Below are 10,104 nucleotides of genomic sequence, written 5' to 3'. Positions count from 1 at the left end.
CCTCTCTCCGGTCGGTTCGCCGACTGCTCGGGAGCAGGAGCGGGGCTCCTGCCCCTCCGGGATCAGGAAAAAAGGAAAAACCAAAATGGCTAAACTGACAAAAGCACAGCGCAAAGCCCATGCCGAGGCTGAAGCAATCCTTTCAAAGGATCGCCTCACCGAGGACGAAAAGGAATTCGTTTTTAGCAACTGGCATGAAGGCGCGGAATGCAACAATGCAGCCGCCGGCGCTTTCTTCACCCCCCTTGACCTCGCGTCCGATTTTGCAATCGACGTTGGCACCGGTCGCGTGATCGACCTTTGCGCAGGCATTGGCGTGCTATCCTATTTCGTCAAAGAGCGCAGCAAATGGGGAAACCAGCCGACCGAAATCATATGCGTTGAGCGAAATCACCGCTATGTCGAGATCGGCAAAAAACTTGTCCCTGATGCCCGCTGGATTTGTGCCGATGTGTTCGATTGGCGCGAATGGTGGAACGACGAACTCGACGGCCAGATGTTCGATTATGCAATCGGAAATCCACCCTTCGGACGTGTCCGCAGAAGCGCAGACGCACCGCGCTACAAAGGCGCAGACTTTGAATTTCATGTCATCGATATTGCGTCGCAAATGGCCGACTACGGCACTTTCATCGTGCCGCAGCAGTCCGCAAGCTTCCAATATTCCGGCCGCCCTTACTATGAGCGCAGGGAGACAGGACGCGCCACAGACTTCGAGAAGCTGACCGGCCTTGTGATGGAAGCAGGCGCCGGCGTGGACACTTCAATTCATGCCAGCGACTGGAAAGATACGCGCATCATCACCGAAATCATTTGCCTCGAATTCGCCGAAGCCCGCGAAAAAGAGCGCCAGCAGCGCCAGCGCATCGCAAGCCGCCCAATCGTGCAGATGACAAGCCACACCGAACAACTGGCCTTGCTATAGGGGAGGGCGCACCATGTCGAAACTCAGCATCAGCCTGATCGAAGGCTATCACATCACCGCAACCGACAAGCGCCACATTGCCGAAATCATCCGGCGCGGATGGTCAAAAGGCGCAAGCAAATACCGGCATTATTCAATCACCGAGCGCAACGATGACACCGCCCGCGTTGTCATCGAAAGCAACGAGCGCACAAGCTCCGGACGTATGGAGATCCGCCGCAGCGCCGTGACCATTCGCATCAGAGGGGAGCAGTCATGACAAAGCGCCGTCAGATCGAAGTCTATGACACCCCGTCAGGAATGGGCGGCTCCTTTACCGTCGAAATCATCGCGCACCTTGATCATGAGCGCGTCAAAGTGCGCGTATGGTACGGGAGAGCAACCCCCCAAGGCTGGGAATGCTGGAACGAATGGGACGGCTATCGCTTCGAGACAAAGCAAGCCGAGTTGCGCAACAGGCGCATGATGCCACTCTATAAATAGCGAGTTGCATAAACTACGTAATTCGCATAAATTACGTAGTTAGAAAGGAGTTGGAAACATGAAACAATTTTCCTTCTCAGATATGAACCGCGCATCCGGCGAAATTCTGGAAACTGCCATGATTGAGCCGGTCGCGCTGACAAAGCGCGGCAAGGAAAAACTCGTCATCCTGACCGCCGACGCTTACCGGCGCTTGGCAGGGCAAACGCAGGCCGAAGCGTTCAGCCTGTATGACGCCCCCCCACACGTTCATGCAGAATTGATGCATGGCCTCGATGCCATTCTGGATGAAAGCGATAGCGATGCTTGAGCGCGGGCAGGTTGTCAGATTCTTCTATCTTTGGAAGCGGCAGGCAGATGCAGGAGAAGAATCCGGCCGCAAGGCGCGTCCAGTCTGCATCGTCATCCGCACGCCAGACAATCCCGGCCGCGTGTTCCTCTTTCCGATAACCTCGCAGCAGCCAGACGCAAACCGTCTGTCTCTTGCCATCCCGCAAATCGAATGCCGCCGCGCAGGGCTGGCATTTCCTTGCTGGCTTATTCTGGATGAATTTAACCGCGTCGACCTCGATAAAGCCTATGACTTTGAAGACACCCGACCAATCGGCACCCTAAGCCCTGCCTTTCTGGTGCGTGTGGCAAAAACCATCAAACAAGCCGCCGAAGCCCATCGTATATCAAGCGTTCTGCGAACCTGATCAAACACCGAAGCCCCGCCTTAGCGGGGTTTTTTGTTCCTTGAATCCGGCATCATCATCAGCGCGGCCCGAGGGTCAGCTTGATGGTGAAACGGACTTTCCGGGTGCGAGCCTGCCAGCGTGCAGACACAGCAGCCAGTGCCGGCGAACGATCGCGATCACCGCCCCTTTGGTTGTCAGCATTGATCTCATACAGGTCACTTTGACCCTCGGCCGCGCCATTGCAACTTTGTGTGTCGAGATTTTTCCCCGCCTGCAAGCAGGCTCCTCGCGGACGCGGCCAAGGCCGCTCCAAAATTCACGCCCCCCAAAGTCCTTCGCTTCGCTTCGGCCCTGAAGGGTGCAACAGCGCTCAACGCCGAGAGCCATCCTGGACCTGCGATCAACGCAGACAACCAAAGGAGCTCATCATGAACGCAATCTTCAAATTCCTCGCCAGCACCGGCCGCCGCATCCGCTCTTACATCGCCAAGCTCGTCAAGCCCCTCGTCAAAAACGGCCGTTTCACCATCAAGCTGACCCTCTCCATTCCCGCATTCGTGAAAATCGAAGTCGGTGCCGAATGGAACAAAAAACCCCGCTAAGGCGGGGCAGGGGGCTTCGCCCCCCGATAAAAGCCCGCCACGGCAGGCTTTCTTTTTCATAGTCATGAAAAATGTGCGATAGCATAGGCGAAGCCTTTGCTATCCCCCAAAGGAGTAGAAAATGACCCCACAGCCTAAGAATGCCGCCTACGATCTCGTTGAGCTGACAACTGATCTCGTTTCAGCATACGTCTCCAATAACCCTGTGCCTCTCGCTGATCTGCCTTCTCTTATCGAGCAGGTGCATCAGGCATTGAGTAATCTGGAAACCGGCGTCAAAACATCGCCACCCGAGGAAAAGCCTGTCCCGGCCGTGCCGATCAAAAAATCGATCACCCCCGATTATCTGATCTGCCTTGAAAACGGCAAGAAATTCAGATCCCTCAAGCGCCATCTGTCGTCACAGCACGGCATGACGCCTGATGAATATCGCGCCAAGTGGAACCTGCCCGCAGATTATCCAATGGTTGCCCCCGGCTATGCAGCAGCACGCTCGCAGCTCGCAAAAGAAATGGGCTTGGGACGCAAGAAAAACACCCGCAAACGCGCCGCATAAGGCGCGATCGCGTGTCGTGATGCCGCGCTTTTCAATCATATGAATCACGACAATCATTGACATGTTTGTGAAATTCTGTATTATACAGAATGTAAGTTTTGCAAAAATGCGAGTGGCAATCTCATGAGTGAAAAGACGATTACAAGCGTCGAATTTGTTCGCCAGTTCGGGCGCTATCATGATGAAGCCATGCGCGAGCCGATTACGCTGACAAAGCATGGCAGGCCAACAGTCGTTATCCTGCCCTTTGATCAGTATGAACGCTTGTCACAGCTTGTCGAAAGCCAGAGCGAGCCGCAAACACCGCGCTAAAGCGCAGGACGGACAGACCGAACAATGTGAGGAATGATCATGGCACTTGCATATAAGACCCACACCCCGGCAATCAGCGCCGAGGAAATGGAGCGCCGCCGCAAGAGCGTTCGGCGTGCTATTCGCTCGAACGCAATCGAAGGTGCCGCCGCAGGTCCCGAAATGGACCCGATTTATGAGGCTTATATCGCTGGCAAAATCGATTCCGATGAAATGCTGGAACAGGCTAAGGCATTGCGCGGACGTTAAGCGCAATGTCCTTCACCTATCCCGAAAGCGATACGCTCAAAAATCTGGAAAATATTACCGATTACGAAATGCTCGAAAGCCATGTGGCTCGTGTCGTATCGGTTCGCGCCGTCCAGCTCGATGAAGGGCGCGGCCCCGCGCCAACCTTCGATAAAGCCCACCTTCAGGCGCTGCACAAGCATCTGTTTCAGGACGTGTTTGAATGGGCGGGTGAGCTGCGCCACCAGCCATTCACCTTTGCCGACGGCTCGCAGGCTTCAATGCCGACCATGCAGAAGCGTGGCGGCAAGGGCTTCGCCGTCAATCGGCAGATCGACACCGGCTTAAACAGCCTCATGTCCGATCTGCAATCGCGAGATCTTCTGCGCGGCCTCGATCGCGCGACCTTCACCAATGAAGCCGCCGATGCCTTCGCACGGCTGAATTCAATCCATCCTTTCCGCGAAGGCAACGGCCGCACGCAACGCGCATTCTTCGAAGCCCTTGGCGAGCAGGCCGGTCATCCTCTTGACTTCGGCGTCATATCCGCCGAGCGCATGACGGTTGTTTCCATCGCCGCCCATGAAGACGGCGATCTTGCTCCCATGCGCCGCATGTTCGCAGAAATCGCCGATCCAGAGCGCGTAAATGCTCTTGAAGTCGCTCAAAGAGCGATAGAAAAATTCCGGCCGGCACAGGCTCCCCATGTCACTTCATGGGATGGAATCTATATGGCGACGACTGAAGCCGGCGAAGGCTATCATGGCCGTTTCACCGGCGCGGCCGGACCGAATTTCATGATGCAGCGCTATGATGGCTCGATCATCGTTGGCAATGTCATCGATCTGCCTGAACCCCGTCCACAATCAGGCGACGAAATAACCTTTATTGCGTCCGGGCTCAGTCAACAGGTGCAGAACCTAAGCCCATTGATCTCCGCAGTGCATGATTGGCCGCAAAGCGTCTCGCAGACCGTGGCTGAAAGGATCGAGACGCTGCCAGAAGTCCGAACCTTCAGAGCAGACCTTGCAAAAGCGGTCGCCGCAGTCTGGCAAGATCCGCAAGCCGTGCTGGCCGAGCTGCAAAGGCGCATCGAGATCGAGCGCCGACCGGTCTCAGAATTCGCGCAGGAAATCCGCAACAGTCCTCAAAGTCTGGGCGAACTGCACGGCACAAAAAATCTTTTCGGGCGTGCCGATGCGGCCAGAGAAAAGGCGATCGACATGCTGCCGCTCGCCGTCGCAGCCATGCATGATTACGGCAAGCTTCATCATACAATGACCGCAGACCTGACACGCGACGAGGAACGGTTTCGCCAGCGTATGAGCCAGCCGGTCAATGACTTGTCGCCGCAAGCGCAAACGCTTGTGCGCATGGTCGAGAACGTCCCAAGTCACGCGCTTTCTGAAATCATCGCCCGAGGCGAATACAAAAATGCACTTCAGGAATTGCGAGGATTTGTCGAAGACATTCAAACACACTTCAAAGCGCATGACGGTTCGAAAGGTCTGGATCGGGAACGCTTGTCCCAAGTGCTTCCAAATCTGCCACAACATAAAATACATGAGTTCTGCAGAAGCGTTGCCTGTGCAGAAACAATTGGATCGAGAGCCAGCGCTATCGAGCAAGCCAATTCCCAAACGCTCGCCCGCGTTCATTCGCATGAGCAATCACCCTCGAAGGGTTTCGAGATCTAGCTTCAAGCCATTCTATGCCCTGACAATGACCTGTGAGCCTTGCGGCACACGGTCATAAAGCTCGATCACATCGCGGTCGAACATGCGAATGCATCCGCTCGATACGGATTTTCCGATCGATGCAGGATCATTCGTACCATGAATCCGGTAAAGCGTGTCGCGTCCGCCCTGATAGAGATACAGGGCGCGCGCTCCTAGCGGATTAGCAGCGCCACCCTGAACGCCGCCAGCAAGGCTACCACGGACGACCGGATCGGCCGCGATCATGTTCGCAGTCGGCGTCCATGTCGGCCATTCAGCCTTACGCGCGATCGTCGCGCGGCCGTTGAAGCTATGACCCGATTTGCCTACCCCAACAGGATAGGCAATGGCTTTGCCTTCCGGCTGCACCAGATAAAGTGTGTAGTTCGATGGCTCGACTATGATCGTGCCTGGACGCTCCGTTGTCTTATATGCAACCACGCGCCGCGCGCTAACACGATCTGTTCGAACTGTCTCGGCGTCATCAGTTGGCGCCGCAGTCTGGCAACCGCTCATCGCCATGATGCCGCCTAAAACAAAAAACCTTCGGTTCAAATTCATTCCCCGCAATCCTTTCATCACAGGAAACATAACACATTCTTGCATGGCAGATGAAAAACCTGTCGCGACAGCGATGCAATGTCACGGCCTCGAAGAGGCCGAGCCGTAGCCTGAACGCGCCCCAATATAGCGCTGTAGAGAAGGCGAAGGCTTCTTAGAAATTAAGCGGACGGCCTTTGGCCGGCTTCATTTGTTCTTCCGCCTGCCGGCACGTCCCCGATCGGTCAAGGGACGGGCGCAAGCGTTGGCTCTTCGACAAAACCGGCTTTCACGCTATGCGCGAACCTTCCGGTTTTCTCTCGATCCAATCCCCTGACAGCTCGTTGCCGTGTCGTGTGGCGGGCTGCGCCCACCCCCCTCCGCCCTTGGAATAGCTGAAGCAATTCCCGTGCGGATGGGAGCGGCTTCGCCCAACGCGGAAAACAAGGAGATACCCGCCATGTCTACACAACAGAATTTCTTGCAAATCCCGCTCGCAAAACTCGCCGTTTCCCCTTTGAACGTGCGCACCACCGATGCGGAGAATGTGGATGATCTGATTGCATCCATTCCCGTTCATGGCTTGCTGCAATCGCTCGTAATCGTTCCCGCCGAAAAGGATGGACACTATCACGTTATTGCTGGCGGTCGCCGTTTGCGCGCCCTGCAAACGCTCGCCAAAAACAAGCAGCTTGAAAAGGGCTATCTTGTGCCTTGCCGCCTTGCCGACAGCGATCAAGATCAGGAGCAAATATCGCTCGCGGAAAACGTCATTCGCGCCCCGATGCACCCCGCCGACCAGTATCGTGCATTTGCCGCGCAGATCGATGCCGGAAAGAGCATCGAAGACGTGGCGCAAGCCTTTGGCGTCAGTCAGACAGTCGTCAAAAAGCGGATGAAGCTTGGCAAGGTTGCGCCTGAAATTCTCGCCGCCTACACCGAAGGAAAACTCGAATTTGAACAGGTCGCCGCCTATGCAATCAGCGACGATCAGGAACGCCAGTGCAATGTCTTTACCGCAAACCCTCGCGCACATTCCCATGCTATCCGCACCGCGCTGACAGAAGGGGAGGTTCCTGTAACCGACAAACGCGTGAAGCTTGTCGGACTGGAAGCCTATCAGGCCGCAGGTGGCGTAATTCACCAAGACCTTTTTGCGGAAGGTGACAGGGGCATTTATCTGACAGATGCCGCCTTGCTCGATCAGCTTGCCGCCGAAAAGATCGATGCCCTGATCAATGAGATCAAGGCCGAAGGCTGGCAGGAGGTGTTTTTCTTCGACGGCCAATATTGGGAGTTGGAGCAGGAATATAAGGGGCGGGTTTATCCGCAGAACATTCCGCTTTCCGAGGAACAATCAGCCGCCTTCGATGCGTTGGTGGAGCGCATGGGAGCAATCGAAATCCAGCTCGATAAGACGGATGATGATGCGCTCTATGACGAATATAAGGAGCTGTCCGAGCAGATCGATTCATTCAAGACCAGTGAATATCTGGACGAGGACAAGGCGCGCGCCAGCGCCGCTATCGTCACAAGCTACAATGGCGATATTCGCATCGAGCGCGGCTTGCTCAAATCCGCTCCGAAAGCATCCGGCGCACAAGGCACAGGCAAAACCAGCCCCGAAGGTTTGCCAGCCCCAAGCGCCAAGATGCAAAATGAACTCGCAGCGGTCAGAACGGCAGCGATCGCGGCCGATCTGTGCAGCAATGCCCATGTAGCCCTAGCCATCACCGTTCACAGCCAGGCAGCAACGTTCTTTGGAATGTATGCTTCCGTCAGCGCCAGCACCCTCAAAGCAGAAAAGGCCGATGCCGCAAGCCATATCCAGAACCAGACAATGAAACCCCTGATCGAAATCGAGCAGCACAGACAAGCCTTGCGCAGCAGCTTGCCGCCGCGCCCTGCCGATTGGTGGACATATTTCCTCGAAATGTCACAGGCCGATCTTTTGCAGCATCTAGCCGTGTTCACTGCGCTGTCGCTGCGTCCGTTCGGGCAGTATCAGCTTGCAGGTGCAAAGGTGCATGGCGATCAGATCGCCAATGCACTCGGCACCACGCCGGAAGCATGGATGACGCTTTCTGATCTTGGTTTCTTGGAGCGCAGCACCAAGACCGTCATTCTCGCAGCCGTCGAGCAGATCAAGGGCAAAGCCCTTGCAACCAGCCTTGCGCCCTTCAAAAAAGCCGATCTGGTGGAACGCGCAACCGCCGAACTGGACGGAGCATGGCTGCCTGCCGAACTCAATAGCTTCGCAACCGATCACGACCGCGAAGCCGTCAACAACATGGATGGTCGCGGCATGAGCCATTATTATGCCGATCAGGAGGAAGAAGGCGACGACGACGACGAAGAAGAAATCGCCGCCTGATAGCGTACTTCATAATCCGCAAGGCGCTGCGTAATTCTTGCGCAGCGCATCAACCGGACGGGCAGTCTCCTTGCCCGTCCGGTTTTGCGTTTAATGTTGCAGCGGAAACCCCCAAACCCGGTTTCCGCACCTTCCCCACCCTTGCCCGCGCTTGTCACCCACGGCACCATTCATAGGCATCGCGACGGCCGCCAAAATAGGGGCGGCCGAGACCGCTGCGAACAAGCAGATCGGCAATGTCATCACCTGACTGCGTTCGCACCGTCACAATAACCCGCCCATAGCGGTCATTGTGGTGACGCTGGAAATAGAGGTGGTTCGTTTCCATGAGCCGCTGCAATTCTTGAATTGCAGCATCAGCAAGCTTTTGTTCCCGCGCACATTTGGCACCATCGCCGGTTTCAGGCGTGTCCACACCCTGAAGCCGGTATTTGACACGATCCATCCAGAATGTATCGCCATCGACAATGCAGGTAATGCGCTTGGTACGACCACAGATCGGCCATTTGTTGATGCTCTGCGCAGCCGCATCAGCACCGCCGATCGCGACCAGAAGCGCGCATAAGAGCAAGTTTTTCGGAATCATAAAGCACCTCACTTCCGAGATGCTACATAAAGCAAAATGGGGGATTTTGCTATGTGCTGCCCGCTCTTGCGGCGTGGCAGGGAAGGGGCGGCGTTGTCGCCGCCCTTATTGCTTCAGTCCCAAGGGATCACGGCCATCAGGCTGTCATCGTCCTGCCCCGGATAGCGCCCGAGGTTGGCGTTTAGCTTGGCAAAGCCAGTGCTGACTGTGAGTGTGTAGTAATCGCGATCGCGCTGATTTTTCTTGCGCCAGATGCCGCCGATCTCAATCCGGCGATTGCGGGGGGATTTGCCATAAAGGCGGTAAACAGGAGCTTTGGGATTTTCGCTGTTAACCGCTTCGCCTACGAGGTCGATATCGAACGTGATAGTTGCAATGTTTCCGGCGACCTTATCGCCGTCAAACTTGATGTAGTTCACTAGGTTCGTCATCAGAGTATTCCTCTCCATTTCTTGTGCCAATGCGGATGAAACGGAGCGAACTCAGGCTCTGCATCACCCGTAAGGGCCGGAACACAGTGGAGGACGGCGAAGCCAAGCGATTTTGGATCGCGAGGAACGCCGCAGGCGTGGGGAAAATCGTTTGCGCAGCCATTGAGGCAGGGGCGTTCGATCCAGTATTCCGCTCGAAATGCACACAGAAACGAGAGGAATATATATGATACGTATAGCCAACGAACTTCACTGTGTGGGGCGTATTTAGAGCAGCTTGGAAGAAATTTTCAAGCATCGACTATAGTATAGGACCAAGGTATTAGAAGAATTTATCCATCGATAAAACAAATCAATTGATAGCGTCTGCCAATGGCACCGCGCTCTATTCGCCGGCACTGACGGCCAGCTCACCGAACCAGCCTCGCCGTTTGCCAGTCTCCACAACGCAATGAACGGTCTTGGCATCCAAGCCCGCCCATTCGCTGCTACGCCAAGGCTCACGTCAAGCCCGTTTCGGCCCATAGGGTCACGATCGACTGACGCAATAAGGGCGGCGCGAAGGCGCTACCCCATCAATGAGAGCCGCTGCGCGGCTCACCTGATTTTCTGAATGGGGGAAAGATCGGCCGCCGGTCTCTCCCCCGCAACAGCCAAAACCGGTCTCCC

The 10,104-nt window shown here is 55.7% G+C and carries 15 protein-coding genes; 11 read left to right on the top strand and 4 right to left on the bottom strand.

Features of this window, described 5'->3' with window-relative positions:
• Positions 1 to 85: 85 nt before the first annotated feature.
• From FGI60_RS25660 to FGI60_RS25640, 5 genes are read left to right on the top strand one after another with little or no spacing between them, the layout of a single operon-like run.
• The gene (locus FGI60_RS25660) at positions 86 to 925 is read left to right on the top strand and encodes a methyltransferase (RefSeq protein WP_138787529.1); all 840 of its coding nucleotides are present in this window, start codon (positions 86 to 88) and stop codon (positions 923 to 925) included.
• A 13-nt stretch (positions 926 to 938) separates the two neighbouring features.
• Positions 939 to 1,184 (top strand): hypothetical protein, encoded by a 246-nt coding sequence (locus FGI60_RS25655; protein ID WP_138787528.1) that lies wholly within the window; start codon positions 939 to 941, stop codon positions 1,182 to 1,184.
• Complete coding sequence (locus FGI60_RS25650) at positions 1,181 to 1,408, top strand: hypothetical protein (protein ID WP_138787527.1); 228 nt, start codon at positions 1,181 to 1,183, stop codon at positions 1,406 to 1,408. The genes FGI60_RS25655 and FGI60_RS25650 overlap by 4 nt, the downstream gene beginning before the upstream one ends.
• A 58-nt stretch (positions 1,409 to 1,466) precedes the next feature.
• Positions 1,467 to 1,718, top strand: a complete 252-nt coding sequence (locus FGI60_RS25645) for a type II toxin-antitoxin system prevent-host-death family antitoxin (protein ID WP_138787526.1) — start codon at positions 1,467 to 1,469, stop codon at positions 1,716 to 1,718.
• Positions 1,675 to 2,106, top strand: coding sequence for a type II toxin-antitoxin system PemK/MazF family toxin (locus tag FGI60_RS25640; RefSeq protein WP_235889940.1), 432 nt, complete (start codon positions 1,675 to 1,677; stop codon positions 2,104 to 2,106). The genes FGI60_RS25645 and FGI60_RS25640 overlap by 44 nt, the downstream gene beginning before the upstream one ends.
• Positions 2,107 to 2,164: 58 nt before the next feature.
• Here the strand turns inward: FGI60_RS25640 and FGI60_RS26445 are convergent, their stop codons facing one another.
• Positions 2,165 to 2,365 (bottom strand): hypothetical protein, encoded by a 201-nt coding sequence (locus FGI60_RS26445; protein WP_210238474.1) that lies wholly within the window; start codon positions 2,363 to 2,365, stop codon positions 2,165 to 2,167.
• 151 nt (positions 2,366 to 2,516) lie between these two features.
• Here FGI60_RS26445 and FGI60_RS26385 point away from each other — a divergent pair, with 151 nt between their 5' ends.
• The 5 genes from FGI60_RS26385 (at position 2,517) to FGI60_RS25620 (ending at position 5,483) form a co-directional block, all read left to right on the top strand.
• Positions 2,517 to 2,690: a hypothetical protein gene (locus tag FGI60_RS26385; protein ID WP_171058859.1), complete on the top strand. Its 174-nt coding sequence runs from the start codon at positions 2,517 to 2,519 to the stop codon at positions 2,688 to 2,690.
• A gap of 121 nt (positions 2,691 to 2,811) precedes the next feature.
• Positions 2,812 to 3,246, top strand: coding sequence for a MucR family transcriptional regulator (locus FGI60_RS25635; protein ID WP_138787524.1), 435 nt, complete (start codon positions 2,812 to 2,814; stop codon positions 3,244 to 3,246).
• Between the two features lie 123 nt (positions 3,247 to 3,369).
• Positions 3,370 to 3,558: a type II toxin-antitoxin system prevent-host-death family antitoxin gene (locus FGI60_RS25630; protein WP_138787523.1), complete on the top strand. Its 189-nt coding sequence runs from the start codon at positions 3,370 to 3,372 to the stop codon at positions 3,556 to 3,558.
• A 39-nt stretch (positions 3,559 to 3,597) separates the two neighbouring features.
• Positions 3,598 to 3,807 carry an antitoxin VbhA family protein gene (locus FGI60_RS25625; protein WP_138787522.1) on the top strand — a complete coding sequence of 70 codons (210 nt, stop codon included), beginning with the start codon at positions 3,598 to 3,600 and terminating at the stop codon, positions 3,805 to 3,807.
• 5 nt (positions 3,808 to 3,812) lie between these two features.
• Positions 3,813 to 5,483, top strand: a complete 1,671-nt coding sequence (locus FGI60_RS25620) for a Fic/DOC family protein (protein ID WP_138787521.1) — start codon at positions 3,813 to 3,815, stop codon at positions 5,481 to 5,483.
• Between the two features lie 12 nt (positions 5,484 to 5,495).
• Here FGI60_RS25620 and FGI60_RS25615 read toward each other — a convergent pair whose 3' ends face one another.
• Positions 5,496 to 6,026 carry a L,D-transpeptidase gene (locus tag FGI60_RS25615; protein WP_328592680.1) on the bottom strand — a complete coding sequence of 177 codons (531 nt, stop codon included), beginning with the start codon at positions 6,024 to 6,026 and terminating at the stop codon, positions 5,496 to 5,498.
• Between the two features lie 478 nt (positions 6,027 to 6,504).
• On the opposite strand from FGI60_RS25615, the gene FGI60_RS25610 reads away from it, so the two are divergent.
• Positions 6,505 to 8,418: a ParB/RepB/Spo0J family partition protein gene (locus FGI60_RS25610; RefSeq protein ID WP_171058858.1), complete on the top strand. Its 1,914-nt coding sequence runs from the start codon at positions 6,505 to 6,507 to the stop codon at positions 8,416 to 8,418.
• 154 nt (positions 8,419 to 8,572) lie between these two features.
• Here the strand turns inward: FGI60_RS25610 and FGI60_RS25605 are convergent, their stop codons facing one another.
• Together FGI60_RS25605 and FGI60_RS25600 are read right to left on the bottom strand one after the other, a co-directional pair.
• Positions 8,573 to 9,004 (bottom strand): thermonuclease family protein, encoded by a 432-nt coding sequence (locus tag FGI60_RS25605; protein WP_138787518.1) that lies wholly within the window; start codon positions 9,002 to 9,004, stop codon positions 8,573 to 8,575.
• Positions 9,005 to 9,117: 113 nt separating this feature from the next.
• Entirely contained in the window at positions 9,118 to 9,435 is a 318-nt protein-coding gene (locus FGI60_RS25600; RefSeq protein ID WP_138787517.1) for a DUF736 domain-containing protein, read from the bottom strand.
• Positions 9,436 to 10,104 lie beyond the last annotated feature (669 nt).

This window comes from Brucella haematophila, assembly GCF_005938105.1.
In the GTDB taxonomy this organism is placed as follows: Bacteria; Pseudomonadota; Alphaproteobacteria; order Rhizobiales; family Rhizobiaceae; genus Brucella; species Brucella haematophila.
The sequence above is the reverse complement of the archived record's forward strand: the minus strand, read 5'-3'. Positions and strand labels throughout refer to the sequence as shown.